We start from the raw sequence: 20,568 nt of genomic DNA, 5'->3' as shown, positions 1-20,568 counted from the left end.
TTAGCTTGGGTAAACTTGGCACATTAGTGCTATTGACCAAGAAGCTCCCACCTCTCTAGGTGGAGAGTAGTTCACTCATTTATTTATTATCTATTATATTTTTTTATTCCACATTACTTAGATATAAACTTTTTTACTGAAACAACCTGTTCCCATTTTAATTTCCACATTGTAGCTTGTATAGGTTTATCCTCATTTTTTCCTTCCCAATCCTCGTCCACATCACGTTCTAAATCAAATATCTTCTCCCAACTTTGAAATAGTTTTAATTTAAACTGATCTAATATATCAGATTTTATATTCGTAGATTGTAAATCCTGATGATTATATCCATAACTTTCAAGTTCATCATAAAATTTATCAAACTCTTCTTCGCTATTGGCTATATAACCATGATTTAGAATACTATTAAAAGCAAAAAAGTCTGATAGCAAAACATTTTCTTCTTCTACTTCTAATTCTAAAAGTACACCTTTTGCTCCCTTTTCCAAATGCCCTGAACACCTTAAATCTGGTCTCTTATGCTTATCATCCTTCCATTGATACCAAGCCCATATGGGATATTCTATATTTTCTGAAGTCGGTAGCCCTATCCTTTTTTTCATCTCATCTGACATCCAACTATAATAAAAAAGCATATCATCATAAATAAAATTTTTATCTGCACGAAGAATTCCTGTATCTTTAAATTTTTTATATGCAACTTTATTTTGTATTGTCCATAGTTTCATATTGTTATTTCCTTCTCATTTTATAAATAATGTTTAGTTCGTAATTTCTTACTATAACGTATTAACTGTTCCTTTATTATATAATGAATATCTTTAAAGTACTAGCATCCACCTGATATTGAATGAAGTACTATCGTACTATTTTTTCTATGGCTTAAATTGAAAATTATCTATTATCTATTTATCTAAAAATCCATTAAATCTCCTTGCAAAACACAAAAGAGCTAAGTATGTAGTGAAATAGCGACTTTTTTCTGGATCAGCTTCACTGCGTGCTTATCTCTTTATTTGTAAAACTAAATTATCCCTACGGAAATCCATACCTGGATAACCGATATGTACTTATCCCCTCTTATGTTTCATCTGGTTCTGTCAGTTTCTGTTGTTCATAATATACGATAATTCCCTCAAGTATGTCTTTTATAACCGCAACAATTGGTATCGCCACTATCATGCCTAATATGCCGGAAAATGCTCCGCCAATGGTTATGCTGATAATTACCAGCAAGGGGCTAACTGAAAAGGAACCGCTCATTAGTCTGGGCTGAATGATATTTCCATCAATTTTCTTCTTTTAGAAATGAAAGTATTATTTGATTTAGCCAGTAATTTCTGTATACCGCTGCAGGGGATGTTTAATACATACGCCACCAAAAATCCAGAAATAAAAGGAGAAATTATGCTCACAAACCGTTTTATAAAATTGAAAACTATATCTATTTCGAGTATGATTTTATATGCGACAATAACTGCTATAGCAAGTAAAAAGTAAGATAGCATTGTTCTAAATTGTTTGGTTTTAAATGCCTGTCTCATTTAGCTCCTCACTCCTTTTATAATCTCTTAATCCCCGCCACCCTTCGAAATTCCTAGATTTGCATTTTCCTCTGGGCGATAGGTCACGAAAAAGTGGCATTTGTACAACAATCACATCGGCGGGCCGCTCCCTCTTTGAAATGTCCACTATGACACTTTCCGCTTCCGGTAAAGTGCCATAGTGGGTTTATACGTTTACCACGTTCAATTTTATTAAAAAGTCGTTCCTGATTTCCAAGGGATGATTCTCCGCTTCAAACTGCCGTAATTGCCATACCAAGGTTTCTTCATAACTTGATCTGACAGGAGCTTTCCGTTTTACACTCCTTCATCTCTAATGATATGTCGGCCAAAACGGCGCCCGTAACGCAACGTTTAGCTATTATTTTGCACGAATTTCCCAATTTCGGCAACAACGGTCGGAACGAGCGAAAGGCCTATTGCGATAAACCAATGCTGTCTGCTGAGTGTTACCATGCCGAAAATTTTTGCGAAAGGTGGAATCATAACAAGTAGTGCGAATAAAATAATCATTCCTGCCGCGCTGATAACTAATCTTGGATTGTCTTTAACTGTTCGTTTGAACATAGACTGTCTGCTTCGAACTGTGAATATATGCAATATTGATGTCCAACCTACAATAAGGAAAGAGAGCGTCTGACCAATAGCGTGCGCGGGAGGATATAACGCCGAGATGCTGACAAATGTTCCAATATAATAGCCAACCCATGTTACGGCGACAAAGGCTATGATTTGCTTTACAATTACAAACTCCAGACCCCTAAAAAGGCTTTCATTACGACCGATGGGGTGTCTCTCCATGATTCTCGGATCGGATTTTTCATAAGCAAGCTGTAAGCCTGGGATTCCGTCTCCAAGAACGTTTATAAGCAGCAGCATAATTGGGGTAAGAGGCATACCCCAACCTATTAACTGCGCCCCTAACATAATAATGATTTCGGAAAAGTTGCAAACCAAAAGAAAGTAAACCGTTTTTCGTATATTGGAAAATACATCACGTCCTTTGTGAACCGCTTCTACAATGGTGCTGAAATTGTCGTCTATAAGTATCATATCTGAAGCGCTTTTTGCGACTTCCGTTCCAGTGATTCCCATAGAGACTCCCACGTCGGCGGCTTTCAGAGCCGGAGCGTCGTTGACTCCGTCACCCGTCATGGCAACAACGTCGTCATGCTCCTGCCACGCTTTGACAATGCGTATTTTGTCATCGGGTGATACGCGGGCATATACGGAATACTGCGCCACATTTTCTATAAGCTCGTCATCGCTCATATCGGAGAGCTCCAACCCGGTCAATACTTTGCCATCCTCCGAGAGCAGCCCTATCTGACGCGCTATTGCGCTGGCCGTGGTCGCGTGGTCTCCGGTTATCATGACCGTACGGACACCGGCTTTTTTAGCCGTCGCAATAGCAGGCGCGCATTCAGGACGCGGCGGGTCAATTATTCCTATTATACCTTCAAAATAAAGATCTTTTTCCACATCGCGTAATCTGTCTTCGCTAGGAAGCTCGCTTATACGCTTGCTGCCGAGCGCAATTATGCGCAAAGCGTCATGGGCGAATGCATCATGAATATCATGACGCCTTCTTAGCTTATCCCGCTCGGCGCTCTCGAAGGGTACTCTGTCAAAAGCTCCTTTAGTGAGAACAAGATAGCCGCCTTGTGGGTCTTTATGAATTGTAGTCATCATTTTGCGTTCAGAGGAGAAAGAGACTTCCGCGACTCTCGGATAATTTTCCTCCAATTCGCTTTTGCTGCCGCCTTTTTCACCTAACAATCGCAAAATAGCCGTTTCAGTTGGGTCGCCTATAATTTTAACGCTTCCATCGGATTGTGTTTCCGCAACGGCATTACTCGCCAACGCAAATTTATTCAAAAACTCCGCCTGTTCCGAAGAAAAATCGGATATATCGTCAAATAGGTCGCCGCTTTCACGCCATAAACGTTTAATAGTCATCCGGTTCTGTGTAAGCGTTCCTGTTTTGTCGGTACATATAACGGATGTGCTTCCCAACGTTTCTACCGCCGGTAATTTTCGAATCAACGCGTTTTTATTTACCATTTCCGTTACGCCGTGAGAGAGGGTCAGCGTAACGATTAGGGACAATGTTTCAGGTACTGCGGCAACGGCAAGGGATACCGCTACAAATATCATCTCCCATAATTCCGCACCTCGTAAAAAACCTATGCCAAACATCACTAAAGCTGATACTATGGCTACCAGGCTGATGGTCCTGCCTATCTTGTCAAGCCTGTTTTGCAGGGGCGTTTTGAGCTTTTTGGTATTGTTCAAATAGCCCGCAATCTTGCCCATTTCCGTATTCATGCCGGTTGCGGTAACAATCGCTTTCGCGCGGCCAGCTGTGACCAGACATCCGGAAAATACCATATTGTTTTGGTCCGCCATCGCTATTTTGCCCGTCAATTCTATTTCCGCACCTTTTTCGGAGGGTTCGCTTTCTCCAGTCAGGGACGATTCATCCACCGCAAGGTCATTACTTTCCAGAAGGCGTGCGTCTGCCGAAATCAGATTGCCTGTTTTTAACAGCATAATATCTCCTGGAACCATGTCCGCCGAGTCAATTTCCTGCTGTTTCCCGTCACGCAGAACAATGCTTGTGGGGCTGTTTAACTGTTTGAGGGCATTCAGCGATTTTTCGGCACTTCGTTCTTGTGTAATCGCAAGTATCATATTCAGGATGACAATACCTATGATGACGATAAACTCTATAAATCCCTCGCCATGATGTATTTGCATTGCTAATGAGAGCACGGCGGCTAATAATAGAATAATCGTAGAAACGTCGCGTAGGTTATGCAATATCTTTTTTCCGATTCCTTCGCCTTTTTGTTCGTCAAATTGATTTTTCCCGTATTTCTGCTGTCTTTCCAATACAGAATTTGATTGCAGACCTGTTTCGGCATTCGAATTCAATTCCGCAATCAAATCTTCCCTTTCCTTTTCATACGAATTAAACAAATAATTACCCCCTATTACAAATTACATTAATATCTTTATTGCTCTGTGGCTCTTGGCGATGAAGATATTATTTTAATTAAATTTCAGAACCCATCTGCACAAGATTATATATTTAACTATTTACACAGATACATAGATCGATACTTTGAAATTTTGATACAAGTGAGTTATTATTATTGGCAATTATTATGCTTATTATACTATTATTCACATGATTGACCAGATGAGAAGTTAAAAGTGTTAATGAAAAAAAAGCTACCAGAATACCAAAGTTTTTTGGAAGCTTATCTTATAGAATTTAATCTAAATATGAAAAATATAGATGTAGAAATTAATGAGTATGATCTAGAAATATATCGTATAGTAATAAAAAGGTCAGTAAATAGTGGGATTAACTTGAGTGGTTCGGACATTATCACTTTACATTTTAATAGGACATGCTACAAAAATAGAAATTTAGATATTGATTATTTCAAGGGCATTTTTCCAGAGGAGTATACAACTTTTATTGTAAGTATCTTTATTTGCTGCGCAATATAAGAAGAGTACCAATTAAATCTGTTAGGAATCATGCTTTTTATACTTGCCAAAAGCCTTTTCTAAATCAAGATGTACATCTTTGAAAAAAAGAATTATCCATATGACAATTGCAATCATTGCAAATACATTACTACTGAAATATGATAAGGCTGCTCCTAAAAATAATATTCCAAACCAAAGAAAAAAGGAATTTCTCATATCTATACTCATTTTCTTCTTATCATACTTTTCTCTTTCTTCCTTTGAGAGAGTATTAAATCCACTAATTAGTATTGCACCTTTTTCTTTTAATAAAGCAAAAATCACTCCCAATATTCCAAAAAAAGCTGCAAATATCAAACATGTTATTGTCCATATTCTCATAATAATCCCCCTCTCATTTTGTAAATAATATTTAGTTCGTACTTTTTTACTATAGCGAATTAACTCGACTTCATATTATGTTCATTAGTTTAATGTTTTAATTGAAAATCCATATACGTAATAATGACATGCACAATGCCAAAAAATGCTTTTGGTATAATAGCCAGATAATTATGAAGCCACATCTCAGCCAATATAAAATATCCCACTGGAAGAACGGCCATTCCTAAAAGAATAACCAAATTTGCCTTGCCTGTAAAACATAATATCCATAGCATGTAATAGACAATCAACATTATTCCCATACCAATTGTATACGAACATAGAATTTCAGAAGCTTGTTTTCTTATAACAAATATAAGCAGAAAGATAAATATTGCCTGACTTCCGTGCTCCAAAATATCTAAAATTAAATGGCTATTTACATTGTTTCCTGATACATCTGACGAAGGCATTAAAAAATAAAATATATTTGGTATCATCGGCAATAAAAAGACTATAAAACCATTCCACGAAAAACCAAAATGGTAATTCATTAAATCCCCTCCATTCGCATGATAAAAACAATCTTTACTTCACACTTTTTTACTATAACGTATTAACTGTTCTTTTATTATATAATGAATATCTTTAAATCACTACCATGATTTTCACATATTTATCAAGCAAAGATAAGTTACCTTCCCCTATATTCTTCTTATTTTTATATCAATAGTCTCGATAGCGCCATCTAAAAGTAATCTTCCAATCCTAATAACATATTTATCCATTTCAATTATTTTCTACCATTCAAACCAATAGAGCTAAGCATGTAGTGAATTAGCGCCTTTTTACGAAGCGGCTTCACTACATGCTTAGCTCTCTGTTTGTGGAACTAATTATCTTTGTAGATTTGAAATGGAACCTATGCGCATAGTTTTTTGACCTATTTCGATGACTTTCTTTGTATTAGCATTCTATTTTGCTATGTATAGTATTCTTTGCTCTTGAGAGAAAGAAATTATACACTGGCAATATATATAAATAACAAGCTGCTAAAATAGAACTTGTTGGCGCTGATATTGTAGCTAATGGGACAGCTCCTGCAATAGACCAAGGTATAAGTGGCGCAATAACAACGGCTGTATTTTCTAATGAATTTGCCATTTGGTAATTGTCATATATAACCTCATTGCATAACTGATGAGTTAGTATAATAGCCAAAGTTTGATTACAGCTTATCATGCTTGTCAAAAATGAAGTTATAGTAATACTACCAAATGGGGTCACTATATTTGAAAGACTATTAATACGTTTTTTTATACCCTCTAATAAGCCTGTTTCTTCAAAAATACTGGCATAAGAAGATGATAAACATACAATGGCAGAAACTTTGAGCATAGATTGAATACCACCACCATTTAGCATAATGGCAAGTTCTGCATTAGATGAGTGATACCCTGTAATAAACATTTTAAAGAGTGAGGTAAACTCAACTTTTTGAATTAAAATACAAATAATACTACTAAGTATGATACTTAAAATCATGGTAATTTTTACGTTTATCTTAAATATAGATAGTACAATGATTATTATAGCAGGTAAAATAGTGAGCCAATGCAAGTTGAAATTATCTGCAAACAGCCTTCTAATTTCAAGTGGGGCACTTTTACTCTCCAACAAAAAACCAGCAATCAGATAAACTGCACATGTTAATATAAATGGTATAATTGAAGTTTTAATCATAAGTTGAATGTTTTTATAAATATCTGTTCCTGTTAGTTCGCTTATTAATAATGCACTTGTTGACATTGGAGAACATCTATCACCAAAATAGATTCCAGATAATATAGCTCCGCCGACCAATGTTTTATTTACACCTATCGCATTTGCCATGGTCATGCAAATTACACCCATGGTAGCAGCGGTTCCAAATGAAGTTCCCGTAAGCATAGATAATATGCAGCAGAGTAAAAATGTTATGAGAATAAAGACTTCTGGAGTAATCAATTTTGTAGAATAATAAATAATAAAGGATATTGTCCCTGATGCACGCCATACTGCTGTAAGTATGCCAATCATGAAAAATATAATCAATATATTTTTAACTGTTTTTATACCTTTAAAAGATATCTGTATCATATGTTTTACTGTATTATTCTTCACTAAACCATATGAAAAGAAGAGAATAAATCCGAATAATAGAGCATACAGAAGCGATAAATTAAATCCTATGCAAACTAAGAGTCCGATAATAAACATGCCAAGAATCGCTGACTCCAACATACAACTTCCCCCCATTTATTAAAACAATTCTTTCTATTCACAATGATACAGTATTGGAAAAAACTTGTCTAACTGTTGTTTTTGATTTATACTACAGTAAAAATACTGTAATTTGTATGTATTATAACAGGAAAAGAGGTGTAATATTGAATTCCTTAAGTATAAAGTATTTTCTGGCTGTTTATAAAGAACGAAACTTTACAAAAGCAGCTCAACGTCTATATATTACTCAGCAAACGCTCAGTGCGCATATTGCTTCACTTGAAAAAGAACTGGGCTGTAAACTTTTTATTCGCAGTACTCCATTGAAGCCAACTTTTGCAGGAGACATCTTCCTAAGTTATGCAAATGAATTTAACACCCTTTATACTTCTATAGAAGAGGAATTTTCAGACATTTGTGATGAAAAAAAAGGTGTGTTACGAATAGGTATTGCACATACAAGAGGACGCGCCTTGATGCCCGATATTATTGCAGAATATAAAAAAGAACATCCTGATATTATAATACAGATTATTGAGGGTGAAAATGATGATTTACCATCTCTTCTTCTTGATGGGTCAATAGATTTAATGATTGCATATCATTCACAAAATCATCCTGATATTGAATTTAACAATTATTATGAAGAAGAAATTATTCTTCTTATTTCGGATGAATTGCTTCAAAGTGTATATGGAAAAAGGAAAAATGAAATTGTAAATATATTGCATCAAAAACCAAACTTGTCTCTATTAAAAGAGTGCCCGTTTCTACTAAGTAGCAAGGATGATATTGCTGGAAAAATAAGTAGAATATTTTTATCAGAGGTGAATTTTGATTTAAAAATAAGTGTAGAATCAAAAAATATCGAGACATTATTGGAAATGTGCTGTAAAGGAATCGGTGCCTGCTTTTGCCCTAAAATATTAGTTGACAAGACGCTTGATAACAAACAAATTTCTGCATTACATTTATTTCAATTAGATGAACGTGCAAAATATATGATTATCTTTGGTTTTATTAAAAAACGTTACTACTCAAAATCAATTCAAGAATTCGTAGAAGTTGCAAAAGCATATAAAAATAAAGCATAAAAGAACTATGGTATGTAGTGGGAGGACTGCCTTTTTTCGAAGCAACGTCACTACATACCTTTGTTACGCAATATAAGAGCATTAAGACATAACCTATATTATTTTCTTTGATAATGTTCTAATTCTTCTGCTGGATAAGCATTAGTCCAATGGTATGGTTGTAATTCGCTTAAAGTTACAAACTTTAAAGTATTATTTGGGATAGTAACGCCAACCTTTACATCTGCCCCCCAAAACCGCAATCGCTCTTGACAAACACCACATGGTGAAAGAACCTTAAAAGGACTATTTTCATTATCTCGCACAACGCACAAGCAGTGGGTTACACGTACATTATATTTATGTGCTTCACACATTGCTCCTACTTCAATACATAAATCTACACTACTATTTGCTGTTTCAATTGAAACACTGGTAAAGTATTGCCCGTCTTCAGAATGGATTATTGCCACACCACCCCAGCCTTTGGGATATCTTTGAGGAATAAATTGAATAGCTCTGCGATACATTTCTTGTTCTATTATTCTATCTTGCTCCATATACTACCTCCTGCTGTATTTATCAATATTATTTTTAATTCGTAATATAATACTATAAAGTATTAACTCTTCTTTTATTATATAATAAATACATTTAAGACATTACCATAATTCTCATATATTTATCAAACAAAGATTTGCCTTATACTGTTCTTGCCTTGAATTCATAGGTGAGATAATGCTGCCTAAAAGCAACGTTATTATATATCCCAATTCCTATTTTGGTATATCTAATTATTTTTGTAGAAACTTGCAGATGTGAAAACAATTTAGAGGTGCAACAAATCCAAAATGCTATATAATGCTCCTTATGCTGTCTCGCTGCAACAAGAACTTCTAAAATTTAATTTATTTTTCTCCTTTGCTATACAATATAAGAAATATGCGTCTTAACTAAATCTAAAAACTGTACTTTTATTCAACTATACAAATTGAAATTTTGCGATTATAATCTTATTTTTTTTCTACTAGTAAGCAATTCTTTGGTCCAATATAAGCAATAGAAAAAACAAGTATAACCATAATCACTCCAAACGTTATAATTGAAATTACAGGTTTAATAAACCAAGACAACAGAAATCCAGATATACCCACTGATAACATTATAACAAGCACTTTTTTCAAACGGCATATGGCAATTCGAGGATCATATTTTCTCTGTTCCTCCACATCCATTTGCCAATACCACTTTATCCACTTAGAGGATTTTTCAACATTTATTATTGAAAAAACTATATATATTAACAATGAAGCAACAGTAATTGCAACAATACCTCTTTGAAATTTATCCATTTTTCCCACCCCACAGTTTCCGATTTATTGGATTTTTTATATATAATTAATATATCACAACATTCTACAAGTGCGTACTAAATTACAGACTATCTATATGCTAATTATAACATTAACTTCAATATAATGTATTTAACTAACCGAATATCGGTTGCTTTTGATTTGAAAATATAACTATATCTATTATCTAAAAATCTATTAAATATATTTATAAAACATAAAAGAGCTAATCACGTAGTGAAATAGCGGCTTCACTGCGTGCTTAGCTCTCTATTTGACAAACTAAATTATCTTTGTAGGAACTTATAAATGAGTAAATAATTAATTACATCTCATGTTATTGTTAAACCTCTTACTTCAGCATCCACTATAGCTCCTATTAAAAATTTCACTCTGTTAGATATAAATATTGATAGAGTAATATAATCAAATAAGGAAATTTGATTTATTTTCCTTATTTGTTATGCAATATAAAAATATCACGAACTATTATTATTCTTTTTATATAACGGAATTATAAAAAGGCCTACCAATATTATAATTGTAATAATAATAGTTCTAACAATTTATTATACTATGTACACTAAAGCATAGCTTATATTAACAATCCTTAGTCTTTATATGTATTTGGCTTTTCTAATACCCATGGCAAATATGCTAGAATCTCCATTTGAATGCAAGGCGTTGGAAAATTCTCATCAAGCAGTAAACACTCTTCTTGAAATGCAATTCTAAAGTTGTTTGAAATACATTTCATTTTATCTTCAGCTAAGTGGCTTGACATGAACTCTTCTGTTTTAGATACAATTTGCCAAGGCGACTCACCTTTAATGATCCTGCCACACATATGATAAAATCCACCATAATATAAAATATCATTATGTGAACAATTCACGTATACTTCTGCCGGCTTTTTTATATCTATACCAAGTTGATTAAATAGTTTACTAATTTCAGGAGATACCCGTTCAACAGCTAGCTCATAATTCTGGCATCCATCGCATTGGCATCCTTCTGAAACATATCTCTCGTTTCTATAATAGTTTTGATTTTCCTCAACATTAATATCAAGGATGTATTCACCTATGGTTACTCTCATGTTGCTATCTCCCTTTTGTCTTATATATTAGTTCGTGATAAATATAGTAAACAAAATATTTTTACTTTTTACGTTTATAAACTAAAGATAACGGACTGTCATCAAAACCTATTTTTTTATAAAACCCTTCATTCTCAATATCTGCTCTTAAAATAAAAGTAACTTGTTTGTTCTCATCTAATATATTATTAATTAAAGCTTTACCAATACCTCTTCCCCTATACCCTACATCTACCACTACATTATTTACTTGTCCATTAAACACATAATCAGTTGTACATCTAGCAAATCCAATCATTATTTCTTTATCCCAAGCTGTAACTACTATTTGAGAATTTTCCACCATTGCTTGTAATCTACCAATCTCTTCGGTTTTATCATTCCATCCTACTTGATTAAATAAAGCTATTAATCGATTATAATCAACTGTTTTATCTGTAAGATACTTAATCATAATACAGCTTACTCTCCTTGCAATTATTTTTTAAAAAATAACGTCAAATACTACAAATGCGTACTAAATTACAGACTATCTATATGCTAATTATAACATTAATTTCAATATAATGTATTTAACTAAACGAATATGAGTTGCTTTTGCTTTGAAAATATAACTATATCTATTATTTAAAAATCTATTAAATATATTTATAAAACATAAAAGAGCTAATCACGTAGTGAAATAGCGGCTTCACTGCGTGCTTAGCTCTCTATTTGACAAACTAAATTATCTTTGTAGGAACTTATAAATGAGTAAATAATTAATTACATCTCATGTTATTGTTAAACCTCTTACTTCAGCATCCACTATAGCTCCTATTAAAAATTTCACTCTGTTAGATATAAATATTGATAGAGTAATATAATCAAATAAGGAAATTTGATTTATTTTCCTTATTTGTTATGCAATATAAGAAAAATGCGACACAAATATAATATTTATTTCTTTACATTTTCATGTCTTTGTTTAGAAATAAAATCCAAGACGATACCAATCAGAATTAAGAAAATGAAAACAGTTCCCCATATTATCCAAGCATTATTTGTTCTCCCTCCAGCTGGGTCTACACCATCAGTATTAAATATCATAGCAAGAATAAATCCACCCATATACCCTACAATAGTGGCTACTGGAATTATTCGATTTCCAAATATAGTAGCAATAACTATTATAGTAATACTTAATATAGCCAATAGATTGGGCCACTGTTTCATACCATGCATTTCAAAAAAAGAAAATCTGCATAGCCAATATGAGATACCAAGTAGTCCAATCATACTAATTCCCAACAGGATTTTGTTTTTTATATCCATTGGTTTCAACTATATCGACCTCCTATTTTATAAACAATCTTTATTTCACATTTTATTACTATTGTGATTTAACTAATAGTAATTTTATTACATTATACACTAGTGCATGGTTATTTTTGTAATAAGTGTAAAGCGATTTTACTTTCTAACACCGTACTATTCAGTTTTAAATAATGAGGTGTTTTATTAATTCTAATTTTTAAAATGTATATGAGTTAAAATTCTTTTGGTAATTGGTATAATAAATGAACCAATAAAATTTTAAGTATTACAAGTTTTTCAGAGATATAGGCTCTAACTTAAGTTTCTTAATATGTATATGATTTGATTTTTTGGTTTGACAATGGAAAAAACAAGTAGTATACTAATTATAAATTTATATAAAATATCCTTCAGGGTTGGGTGAAATTCCCTATCGGCGGTACAGCCCGCAAGCCGTAAGGCAGATTCGGTTAAACTCCGAAGCCGACAGTATAGTCTGGATGAAAGAAGGTGAATGCAATTATACAAGGCTTTTAGTATGTATGTTTGCCGTGTTTTCAAATTCCCTTAAGGTTGCTTAAGGGAATTTTTTATGTGTAATTTATCAAAATATGTTAAAAATATAACCACTCATTAAATAACGAGTGGTTATGCGGAATTAAAAACTAACTTTATTACATAATGATTAGTGTTCAAGCCATCATTATATAATTTTAAAAGTTAATTTGTGGATAACATTTTAACACCTATAAAATAGATATACAAGCGCGACATTGCAGTCATAGCGAAATCCCACAGAAAAACAATACACATACAGTATAAAAAAACTGAAGTGCTTTATGTAAAATTTATTATAATTTGGAGGGATCTTTAATGAATGAATCACTATTAAGTCAGTTTGGCAATACCCTACAACGTATAGAAAAAGCATTGAGCAATCTTAAACAAGGTAAAGGTATAATCCTTGTTGACGATGAAAATCGTGAAAATGAAGGAGATCTTATTTTTCCTGCTGAAACAATTACTGCACCTCAAATGGCCATGTTAATTAGAGAATGCAGTGGTATTGTTTGTCTCTGTTTAACAGAAGATAAAGTTAAAGAGCTAAATTTACCTCAAATGGTTCCTAATAATACATGTAAATATAAAACTGCATTTACTATTTCAATTGAAGCTAAAGAAGGTGTAACTACAGGAGTTTCTGCTGCTGATAGAGTTAAAACAATTCTTACTGCTGTAAAAGATGACTGCAAACCTGAAGATTTATGTCACCCTGGTCACGTTTTCCCTCTTTGTGCGCGTACAGGCGGGGTTTTAGTTAGACGTGGACATACAGAAGGTACTGTTGATCTTATGCGTTTAGCAGGATATAAACCAGCAGGAATTTTATGTGAACTTACAAATTCTGATGGAACAATGATGCGCTTACCACAGATAATTGATTTTGCTAAAAAGCATGATTTGACCGTTGTTTCTATAGAAGATATTTTTGAATATAAACAATATATATAAGTTGCTGAAATTTAAAAACATCATAGGTGTATTCCTGTGATGTTTTTAACATTTATTTTTTTATAAAATTCTTATTTACTGTATTAAGTAGAAAATTTAGTTGTTGCACATAAAAGAGAACTATTTAGTAAATATAGTAAAATGATGCATAACAAAATTATATTTACGTTGTAATTTGTTTGTATTTTTATAAATTGTTCATTTTTCACTTGTGACGCTAAATAAGAATGCTCCGACTTAACTTTGCTTCAGATTGGATATATGACCTTACTTCAACAATTATAAAATTTATGACATTAATATATCCAAACTTAGTCATCAAAGCTATGCTTCCATCCTCATTTATAGTATCAGCAGCCCCAATCCATTTTCTACAATTTATAAACACACTCAATTTATAAATGATAGGACGATAAAATTCCACCACCTACTTTATACAATAAGCTAACCACCTAAAAAATCTTCCTATGTTTTTAAAAGAAACTATATCGCACAATAATTCAGTGAACTTTCCAAACTTCCTATAAAATAAATTAAATGATAGAAATGGAATCCATTGCTTTTTAGATTTCGGTAGTCTTTTCATTATATTTTTAAAGGTGTATACCTCTTTATATATCCATAGATAGCTATTATATAATTCTTCTGCTGTCATATTCTTAGGCTTATATACCACATGGGCAGTGTTATAATTTGACAAATTAAAATCTACAATTCTATTTTCCTCTATTAATGATGAGTATAACTTTGTACCAGGATATGGAGTAAGGATATGTGAGGTTACCGTTTCTATCTTATTCTTAACTATCCATTCTAATGTATTCTTAAATACAGAGACATCATCTTCATCTAATCCGAAAACAAAACTTGCATTTATCATTATTCCCCTCTTATGAATTTCATCTACAAGTTTCTCATATCTGTTTACACTATTTTGCACCTTATGAACGCTATCTATTGACTTACTATTTATACTTTCGAAACCTATAAATAGACTTTGGCAACCAGATTCCTTCATTTCATCTAATAATTCAGGCATGTCCACTATATTAGAAGTAACCGCTGCGTTCCACTTTAATTTAAGAGGTTTTATTTCTTTTAATAATTTTTTTGTCCATTTTGGATTTCCAATAAAATTATCATCAATAAACATTATATGTCTTGTTTTTAATGCCTTTATATCTTTAATTACATCCTCTATAGGCCTATTAATGTAAGTTTTAAGCATATTTTTACAGCTATTATAGCAGAAATCACACTGAAAAGGACATCCCCTGCTTGTACTGATTATATTAGTATATAAATACTTTTTATTATCAATAATGTAATAGTCAGGTGATACTATTTCCTTGCCAGCAATATTTTCTATATCATAATATATTTTCTTAAGTGAATTATTTTCTTTATCCTTAAGTATTTTTGCCCAAACTCTCTCAGCCATTCCCACACATATTGCATCAAAACTATTAAGAGCACCCTCTGGATCTGCTGTAATATGTATACCTCCTGCAATTACTGTTACTCCACGATTTTGAAACTCCTTTGATATTTCCACCGCTCTATTCATAACATCTACTGTAACAGTTATTGCTACCATATCTACAGGTTCATCAAAATCTATCTTTTCAACATTTTCATTTTCGATAATAACTTCATGCTCTTTCGGCGTAAGATTTGCTATTGTTAATAAAGCTAATGAAGGAGACATTCTTGTTTTTAACTTTGTATCCATAGGTCTTGGTAGCATTGCAGGTTGAATTAATTTAATCTTCATATATTACCTCCCCAAATAAACTTTACTGAACATTTAACTAATCTACTATGTGTCATTTCTGTATTCTAAAATATCACCTGGTTGGCAGTCCAAAGCTTTGCATATTGCCTCCAAAGTTGAAAACCTAATAGCTTTTGCCTTTCCGTTCTTTAGTATAGAGAGGTTTGCCATGGTTATTCCAACCTTCTCCGAAAGTTCTGTTACACTCATCTTTCTTTTAGCCAGCATCACATCAATATTGATTATAATTGCCATTATATCACCTCATACCGTTAAATCATTTTCTGATTTTATGTCTATGGCTTCTTGTAAAAGTCTTTGAAGAACAGCAGCAAATACTGCAATCACCATTGAAGCAAAGATTATGATGATTGGGAATGCTACAAGGCCTGGAGCATCATCTGCATCTGCTATGGGATATAGGAATGGTACTAATCCTACATATATAACACTGATTATGTTTGCACAGTATTTTATATTCTTTAAAGCTTTTACAGAAATTTGAGAGAAAGCTTTGTTCTTGTCAATATATCCTATAAGTTTTAAAGCCTGATAAAGAGCAAAGAAATACGTTGCCGCCGATGCATACACACCCATTAAAATAAAAAAGTGTACATAATCCACAAATCCAGGCACCCAAAATATGCACAGAGCAAGAACCGGAATTCCAATAAGAATAACAGCTATCTTTAAGAAAATTGTTGAATATCCTTTCATAAAAAGCACCTCACTTTTAATTTCTATGTATAGAATAACATGTTTTTTATCGTTTATCAATAAATCCTTATTGATTTATATTATATATTTATCGACTTATTCTATTTGATAATAAAACGTACTCAATAGTAACACAAGATGCCACTTTGTAAATTGAAAAGCAATCTTTGTAACTGACAACTGAATATTTGTAAACGAAACGCCACTTTTGTATCCGAAATGTATGTTTTGTAAATGAGATGCAGTTTTTGTAACCAAAATGCAGTTTGATTTTTCACATTTATTGAAGTATTATATTAAAAATAAGCATGCCAAATGGAGGTCGACTCCCTCTCGATTTTTTTGTAATCGGAGAATCCACCCTTAATTTCTTAGATAGATTAGTGGTTGGCGGCACGCATTTTTATTATTTTTTTAGAAGAGTGGGTTTTAGCATGATGTCACTGGCGGCAACCGGTGCGCATCCAAGTTTATGCAAAACTTCTTCTCCGTGATAAAAGCTGAATGTTTCGTATGGACTGCGATTATTCAGCTTTTTTCTTTTGTATGATTTAATATGATTCATCATTAGGTTAATATCTTCCTGGGTAAGGTTATTAAAACTTGTTCCTTTCGGAAGTATCCTTCGTATTAATTCATGATTTACTTCAATAGCTCCTTTTTGATAAGGGCTACCTGCATCACAGTAAAATACATTAGTACGCCAAAATGGTGCAGATTCCCTATATTCAATTGCTTTAGGATTCGAGAACTCACTCCCATTATCCGTAAGGATGATAGGAAACAGTCTGTTGAATATATCTTTTCCGAGATCCTTATCAAGTTGGTTAAAAATATCAGTTACAGACTTTGAGGTGTTTGCATCTCTTAAGAATGCCAGCATTAAACTGCAATCCACGAAGTGAATGGTCAAGAGGCATTTACCACCTTTGCTGCCAATCACAGAATCCATTTGTACCACTGCGGTATCAGGGTTCTTTTCAATAAACGCACCAAAAGCTTCGTAATTGCGACCAATGCGACAGCCTTTATCCACTTTGAATTCAGGCTTCTTATAACGCTCACGGAACTTGACTTTCCTTGGAAGATCAATGTTCCTGACATCAAAAAGACACGCATCAATGTAATTATAAATGGTCTTTTCACTACACATAAGCTCATCTTGATGGTTAATGTAAATCTGATTTACAGACTGGCCATTTTGAACAAGTGGCGAAATAATCTTATTCAATCTGGCGATTTCATCTTCAGATACACACAAGCCACTTCGTGACTGTGATATAGATTCATGTGCTTTGATGTGGGCATGCTCTGCATCATATATATTTTTTAAAAGTGTACATTTACAAATGGTTTCACAACCGTTGCAAACATAAGGAACTCTGAATCTGGCAGTGCAGACTTCTTCAATAAACTCTGGACAGTTTGAATTACAAGAAGTACAAAGCTTACAGTAGATAGCCGATTTTCTGGTGCATTCTTTGCCACAGATGCTCTTATTTCTACAGTTAATGCGATTCTTACAAGCATTGAATGGAAATCCAGGGTAACCTGTAGCAATTTCGCAACTATACTTGCGGACTTCTCTGGAAATGATAGTTGGATTTTTTCCCAGCCTACGGCTAATTTCTTTAAAGGAAAGACTTTCTTTTAAGTATTTTTGCAATTCAAGTCTTTCTTCATAAGTAAAAAATTTAGACATATATATCCTCCGTTCTGCCGCCAACAATCATAGGATATATATAACAAAACTAAAGAGCAAACAAAAAGACTGGTAATTAACTAACCTTTTGTAAGCTAGGATGCAATCACCTAATGGATAAATATTTATTATTATTAATACAACCTAGTTAGTGTCAGAAGGGTTGCATTTTGATTTACAACTGAGGAAACATAAAAAATTTGTAGGCTTGGGTGCTGTCCGCTGTTTTCAATGGACGCAATATATCGAGGGGCAATGTGCATTTGGTCTGCTAATTGATTTCTCGATATTTCCTTTGCTTTTCGCGCTTCTTTTATGGCTTGACCGAAAGCCTTAAAATCGTATTTTTTGATTTCACGCTTCATAGTATTTCACCCTCTTACATTTTACTGTTCACCTTTCCTTTTTGGATATGATTACACACATCATAGTAATGACTGTAATAATTCATATTGTTTATACCAAAACCTCGACATATGATGTCAAGGTTAATATACTATAATAGTGGTACAAGGAGGTGATTGTTTGAAAGAGAGTAGGCTGTTTAAGATTGTTTATCACATCTTAGAAAAAGGACGTGTTACTGCTCCTGAATTGGCAGACAAATTTGAGGTATCCGTTAGAACCATTTATCGTGATGTGGATGTTATTAGTAGTGCTGGTATTCCTATTTATGTTACAACAGGCAGAAATGGCGGAATACAAATTCTCGACAACTATGTATTAGAAAGAGCCTTCTTTTCCGATAAAGAAAAGCAAGATATATTAGCAGCCTTACAGAGTTTATCCGTTGTTGATAATACCTACGAAAGAGAAATGTTGACGAAGCTATCTGCACTTTTTAACACACATTCAGAAAATTGGTTTGAAGTAGATTTTGGTCGTTGGGGAAGCAAAACACAGGATAATGCTAAGTTTGAACTGTTGAAAAAGGCAACTATCAATCACAAAGTCGTGGCTATTGTTTATGTCAGCTCCTACTGCAAAAAAACAACGAGAAAAATTCACCCGCTCAAGCTCTTATACAAATCAAAGGAATGGTATGTTAAATCCTATTGCACAGAGAAAGATGATTTCCGTCTTTTCAAAATAAACCGAATTGTAGAATGCGAACTTTTAGATGAAGATTTTGTTCCTATTGATTTTCTCGATTTGCAAGATACTGAACAGAATACCTATAGCAAAATTGTGCTCCGCTTTCCTAAAGAAATGTCATACCGTGTTTATGATGAGTTTAAGGACAATGAAGTTACCGTACAGGAAAACGGTGATTTAATTGCCGCTGCCTATATGCCGGAGGACTCATGGCTAATTGGGTATCTTCTTTCCTTTGGGACTTATGTAGAGATAATAGAGCCTGCCTATTTGCGTGAGATTTTGTCTAATGAAGCAAAGAAAATTTATGAAAAAAACAAACCTTGACATAGGGTGTCAGTGTTTATGTGATATACTCTATTTGTAAATTTGATTACCAATAATTTTAGGAGGATAAAAAGATGAACGAAAAATATTGCCAATGTTGTGGTATGCCAATGGGTAATACCGATGAAATGTATGGGAGTAATGCAGACGGTAGCAAGAGCGAGGACTACTGCAAATATTGTTTTGAAAATGGTGCATTTACAAGTGATTGCACAATGGACGAAATGATTGAGTTTTGTATTCCCCACATGGTTACGGCTAATTCAGCTATGACAGAAGATGAAGCCCGTAATATGATGAAAGAGTTTTTTCCGACACTCAAGCGTTGGAAAACAACATAATTTAGTATTTGGTCTTGATACCATAAGGAGGATAATTACAATGGGCAGAGCAACAACAAAGTCAGATATGATAACCGCAGCAATTAGCAATTATGAGAAACTAAGTATGCTTATTTCTGAATTGACAGAGGAAGAATTGTCAACCTCATTTGATTTTACAGCAGATGATAAAAAGAAAGAGGCTCATTGGGGCAGGGACAAAAATCTTCGAGATGTTCTAATTCATCTCTATAAATGGCATCAACTGTTGCTTAATTGGGTTCAAGCAAATAAAAATGGAGAAAACAAATCGTTTATTCCCGAACCGTATAATTGGAAAACATATGGCGATATGAATGTGGAGTTTTGGAGAAATCACCAAAATGCACCCTTGGAAGAAGCGAGAGAAATGCTAAAAAAATCCCACGAGGAAGTATTGAATTTGGCAGAAACCTTTTCCAATGAGGAATTGTTTTCAAAAGCCGTATATAAGTGGGTTGGTGGAAGTACATTAGGCTCTTATTTCGTGAGTGCCACGGCAAGTCATTACGATTGGGCTATGAAAAAGCTCAAAGCTCATAAGAAGAATTGCGTAAAATAA

23 protein-coding genes, 1 pseudogene and 1 riboswitch are annotated in these 20,568 nt (G+C 33.4%); of the genes and pseudogenes, 6 read left to right on the top strand and 18 right to left on the bottom strand.

Annotation, left to right across the window (positions count from 1 at the left end):
- Nucleotides 1-113: 113 nt before the first annotated feature.
- The 4 genes and pseudogenes from RYO54_RS18425 to RYO54_RS18415 form a co-directional block, all read right to left on the bottom strand.
- Nucleotides 114-731 (bottom strand): DUF3841 domain-containing protein, encoded by a 618-nt coding sequence (locus tag RYO54_RS18425; protein ID WP_315122009.1) that lies wholly within the window; start codon nucleotides 729-731, stop codon nucleotides 114-116.
- Nucleotides 732-1,197: 466 nt separating this feature from the next.
- Nucleotides 1,198-1,266 (bottom strand): annotated as a pseudogene (locus RYO54_RS20235) (hypothetical protein); the annotation flags it as partial.
- Nucleotides 1,266-1,547: a hypothetical protein gene (locus tag RYO54_RS18420; protein ID WP_315122007.1), complete on the bottom strand. Its 282-nt coding sequence runs from the start codon at nucleotides 1,545-1,547 to the stop codon at nucleotides 1,266-1,268. The gene RYO54_RS18420 and the pseudogene RYO54_RS20235, both read right to left, overlap by 1 nt.
- A gap of 375 nt (nucleotides 1,548-1,922) precedes the next feature.
- Nucleotides 1,923-4,550 carry a cation-translocating P-type ATPase gene (locus RYO54_RS18415; RefSeq protein WP_315122005.1) on the bottom strand — a complete coding sequence of 876 codons (2,628 nt, stop codon included), beginning with the start codon at nucleotides 4,548-4,550 and terminating at the stop codon, nucleotides 1,923-1,925.
- A gap of 243 nt (nucleotides 4,551-4,793) precedes the next feature.
- Between RYO54_RS18415 and RYO54_RS18410 the strand changes: the two genes are divergently transcribed.
- Complete coding sequence (locus RYO54_RS18410; protein WP_315122003.1) at nucleotides 4,794-5,090, top strand: hypothetical protein; 297 nt, start codon at nucleotides 4,794-4,796, stop codon at nucleotides 5,088-5,090.
- A 21-nt stretch (nucleotides 5,091-5,111) separates the two neighbouring features.
- Here RYO54_RS18410 and RYO54_RS18405 read toward each other — a convergent pair whose 3' ends face one another.
- The 3 genes from RYO54_RS18405 to RYO54_RS18395 all read right to left on the bottom strand — a co-directional run bounded on the left by RYO54_RS18405 (nucleotide 5,112) and on the right by RYO54_RS18395 (nucleotide 7,718).
- Complete coding sequence (locus RYO54_RS18405; RefSeq protein WP_315122002.1) at nucleotides 5,112-5,453, bottom strand: DUF3784 domain-containing protein; 342 nt, start codon at nucleotides 5,451-5,453, stop codon at nucleotides 5,112-5,114.
- 89 nt (nucleotides 5,454-5,542) lie between these two features.
- Nucleotides 5,543-5,989: a hypothetical protein gene (locus RYO54_RS18400; protein WP_315122000.1), complete on the bottom strand. Its 447-nt coding sequence runs from the start codon at nucleotides 5,987-5,989 to the stop codon at nucleotides 5,543-5,545.
- Nucleotides 5,990-6,401: 412 nt separating this feature from the next.
- A complete protein-coding gene (locus RYO54_RS18395) occupies nucleotides 6,402-7,718 on the bottom strand; it encodes a Na+/H+ antiporter NhaC family protein (RefSeq protein ID WP_315121997.1) in 1,317 nt (438 codons plus the stop codon).
- Nucleotides 7,719-7,864: 146 nt separating this feature from the next.
- Between RYO54_RS18395 and RYO54_RS18390 the strand changes: the two genes are divergently transcribed.
- A complete protein-coding gene (locus RYO54_RS18390; protein ID WP_315121995.1) occupies nucleotides 7,865-8,794 on the top strand; it encodes a LysR family transcriptional regulator in 930 nt (309 codons plus the stop codon).
- A 98-nt stretch (nucleotides 8,795-8,892) separates the two neighbouring features.
- On the opposite strand, the gene RYO54_RS18385 is transcribed toward RYO54_RS18390, so the two are convergent.
- From RYO54_RS18385 to RYO54_RS18365, 5 genes are all read right to left on the bottom strand, one after another.
- Nucleotides 8,893-9,333: a cytidine deaminase gene (locus RYO54_RS18385; protein WP_315121994.1), complete on the bottom strand. Its 441-nt coding sequence runs from the start codon at nucleotides 9,331-9,333 to the stop codon at nucleotides 8,893-8,895.
- A gap of 453 nt (nucleotides 9,334-9,786) precedes the next feature.
- On the bottom strand, nucleotides 9,787-10,125 hold the full coding sequence (locus RYO54_RS18380; protein ID WP_315121993.1) for a hypothetical protein: 339 nt from the start codon (nucleotides 10,123-10,125) through the stop codon (nucleotides 9,787-9,789).
- A 610-nt stretch (nucleotides 10,126-10,735) separates the two neighbouring features.
- The gene (locus RYO54_RS18375) at nucleotides 10,736-11,224 is read right to left on the bottom strand and encodes a hypothetical protein (RefSeq protein WP_315121991.1); all 489 of its coding nucleotides are present in this window, start codon (nucleotides 11,222-11,224) and stop codon (nucleotides 10,736-10,738) included.
- A gap of 61 nt (nucleotides 11,225-11,285) precedes the next feature.
- The gene (locus RYO54_RS18370; RefSeq protein ID WP_315121989.1) at nucleotides 11,286-11,678 is read right to left on the bottom strand and encodes a GNAT family N-acetyltransferase; all 393 of its coding nucleotides are present in this window, start codon (nucleotides 11,676-11,678) and stop codon (nucleotides 11,286-11,288) included.
- A gap of 485 nt (nucleotides 11,679-12,163) precedes the next feature.
- Nucleotides 12,164-12,547 carry a hypothetical protein gene (locus tag RYO54_RS18365; protein WP_315121987.1) on the bottom strand — a complete coding sequence of 128 codons (384 nt, stop codon included), beginning with the start codon at nucleotides 12,545-12,547 and terminating at the stop codon, nucleotides 12,164-12,166.
- Nucleotides 12,548-12,922: 375 nt separating this feature from the next.
- A riboswitch (FMN riboswitch) is annotated at nucleotides 12,923-13,036 on the top strand.
- 357 nt (nucleotides 13,037-13,393) lie between these two features.
- On the opposite strand from RYO54_RS18365, the gene ribB reads away from it, so the two are divergent.
- Nucleotides 13,394-14,032, top strand: coding sequence for a 3,4-dihydroxy-2-butanone-4-phosphate synthase (ribB, locus tag RYO54_RS18360; protein WP_315121985.1), 639 nt, complete (start codon nucleotides 13,394-13,396; stop codon nucleotides 14,030-14,032).
- A 217-nt stretch (nucleotides 14,033-14,249) separates the two neighbouring features.
- Here ribB and RYO54_RS18355 read toward each other — a convergent pair whose 3' ends face one another.
- The 6 genes from RYO54_RS18355 to RYO54_RS18330 all read right to left on the bottom strand — a co-directional run bounded on the left by RYO54_RS18355 (nucleotide 14,250) and on the right by RYO54_RS18330 (nucleotide 18,590).
- Nucleotides 14,250-14,426, bottom strand: a complete 177-nt coding sequence (locus RYO54_RS18355) for a hypothetical protein (RefSeq protein ID WP_315121983.1) — start codon at nucleotides 14,424-14,426, stop codon at nucleotides 14,250-14,252.
- A 33-nt stretch (nucleotides 14,427-14,459) separates the two neighbouring features.
- Nucleotides 14,460-15,806: a radical SAM protein gene (locus tag RYO54_RS18350; RefSeq protein ID WP_315121981.1), complete on the bottom strand. Its 1,347-nt coding sequence runs from the start codon at nucleotides 15,804-15,806 to the stop codon at nucleotides 14,460-14,462.
- Nucleotides 15,807-15,851: 45 nt separating this feature from the next.
- On the bottom strand, nucleotides 15,852-16,061 hold the full coding sequence (locus RYO54_RS18345) for a helix-turn-helix transcriptional regulator (RefSeq protein WP_315121979.1): 210 nt from the start codon (nucleotides 16,059-16,061) through the stop codon (nucleotides 15,852-15,854).
- Between the two features lie 9 nt (nucleotides 16,062-16,070).
- Nucleotides 16,071-16,523 (bottom strand): DUF2975 domain-containing protein, encoded by a 453-nt coding sequence (locus tag RYO54_RS18340; RefSeq protein WP_315121977.1) that lies wholly within the window; start codon nucleotides 16,521-16,523, stop codon nucleotides 16,071-16,073.
- A 406-nt stretch (nucleotides 16,524-16,929) separates the two neighbouring features.
- Entirely contained in the window at nucleotides 16,930-18,225 is a 1,296-nt protein-coding gene (locus RYO54_RS18335) for an IS30 family transposase (RefSeq protein WP_315121975.1), read from the bottom strand.
- Nucleotides 18,226-18,359: 134 nt separating this feature from the next.
- A complete protein-coding gene (locus tag RYO54_RS18330; protein WP_315121972.1) occupies nucleotides 18,360-18,590 on the bottom strand; it encodes a helix-turn-helix transcriptional regulator in 231 nt (76 codons plus the stop codon).
- Nucleotides 18,591-18,750: 160 nt separating this feature from the next.
- Between RYO54_RS18330 and RYO54_RS18325 the strand changes: the two genes are divergently transcribed.
- From RYO54_RS18325 to RYO54_RS18315, 3 genes are all read left to right on the top strand, one after another.
- Entirely contained in the window at nucleotides 18,751-19,647 is an 897-nt protein-coding gene (locus RYO54_RS18325) for a YafY family protein (RefSeq protein ID WP_315121970.1), read from the top strand.
- Between the two features lie 74 nt (nucleotides 19,648-19,721).
- Nucleotides 19,722-19,988: a zinc ribbon domain-containing protein gene (locus RYO54_RS18320; protein WP_315121968.1), complete on the top strand. Its 267-nt coding sequence runs from the start codon at nucleotides 19,722-19,724 to the stop codon at nucleotides 19,986-19,988.
- Between the two features lie 40 nt (nucleotides 19,989-20,028).
- On the top strand, nucleotides 20,029-20,568 hold the full coding sequence (locus RYO54_RS18315; protein WP_315121967.1) for a ClbS/DfsB family four-helix bundle protein: 540 nt from the start codon (nucleotides 20,029-20,031) through the stop codon (nucleotides 20,566-20,568).

Origin of the sequence: uncultured Clostridium sp., assembly GCF_963515715.1 — a bacterium.
GTDB lineage: Bacteria > Bacillota > Clostridia > Clostridiales > Clostridiaceae > Clostridium_AW.
The sequence above is the reverse complement of the archived record's forward strand: the minus strand, read 5'-3'. Positions and strand labels throughout refer to the sequence as shown.

Excerpts from the sequence above, each read along its gene's own strand:
- RYO54_RS18425 (WP_315122009.1), bottom strand. The coding sequence starts at position 731 with ATGAAACTATGGACAATACAAAATAAAGTTGCATATAAAAAATTTAAA.
- RYO54_RS18420 (WP_315122007.1), bottom strand. The coding sequence starts at position 1,547 with ATGAGACAGGCATTTAAAACCAAACAATTTAGAACAATGCTATCTTAC.
- RYO54_RS18410 (WP_315122003.1), top strand. The coding sequence starts at position 4,794 with ATGAAAAAAAAGCTACCAGAATACCAAAGTTTTTTGGAAGCTTATCTT.
- RYO54_RS18405 (WP_315122002.1), bottom strand. The coding sequence starts at position 5,453 with ATGAGAATATGGACAATAACATGTTTGATATTTGCAGCTTTTTTTGGA.
- RYO54_RS18400 (WP_315122000.1), bottom strand. The coding sequence starts at position 5,989 with ATGAATTACCATTTTGGTTTTTCGTGGAATGGTTTTATAGTCTTTTTA.
- RYO54_RS18395 (WP_315121997.1), bottom strand. The coding sequence starts at position 7,718 with ATGTTGGAGTCAGCGATTCTTGGCATGTTTATTATCGGACTCTTAGTT.
- RYO54_RS18385 (WP_315121994.1), bottom strand. The coding sequence starts at position 9,333 with ATGGAGCAAGATAGAATAATAGAACAAGAAATGTATCGCAGAGCTATT.
- RYO54_RS18380 (WP_315121993.1), bottom strand. The coding sequence starts at position 10,125 with ATGGATAAATTTCAAAGAGGTATTGTTGCAATTACTGTTGCTTCATTG.
- RYO54_RS18375 (WP_315121991.1), bottom strand. The coding sequence starts at position 11,224 with ATGAGAGTAACCATAGGTGAATACATCCTTGATATTAATGTTGAGGAA.
- RYO54_RS18370 (WP_315121989.1), bottom strand. The coding sequence starts at position 11,678 with ATGATTAAGTATCTTACAGATAAAACAGTTGATTATAATCGATTAATA.
- ribB (WP_315121985.1), top strand. The coding sequence starts at position 13,394 with ATGAATGAATCACTATTAAGTCAGTTTGGCAATACCCTACAACGTATA.
- RYO54_RS18350 (WP_315121981.1), bottom strand. The coding sequence starts at position 15,806 with ATGAAGATTAAATTAATTCAACCTGCAATGCTACCAAGACCTATGGAT.
- RYO54_RS18345 (WP_315121979.1), bottom strand. The coding sequence starts at position 16,061 with ATGGCAATTATAATCAATATTGATGTGATGCTGGCTAAAAGAAAGATG.
- RYO54_RS18340 (WP_315121977.1), bottom strand. The coding sequence starts at position 16,523 with ATGAAAGGATATTCAACAATTTTCTTAAAGATAGCTGTTATTCTTATT.
- RYO54_RS18335 (WP_315121975.1), bottom strand. The coding sequence starts at position 18,225 with ATGTCTAAATTTTTTACTTATGAAGAAAGACTTGAATTGCAAAAATAC.
- RYO54_RS18330 (WP_315121972.1), bottom strand. The coding sequence starts at position 18,590 with ATGAAGCGTGAAATCAAAAAATACGATTTTAAGGCTTTCGGTCAAGCC.
- RYO54_RS18320 (WP_315121968.1), top strand. The coding sequence starts at position 19,722 with ATGAACGAAAAATATTGCCAATGTTGTGGTATGCCAATGGGTAATACC.
- RYO54_RS18315 (WP_315121967.1), top strand. The coding sequence starts at position 20,029 with ATGGGCAGAGCAACAACAAAGTCAGATATGATAACCGCAGCAATTAGC.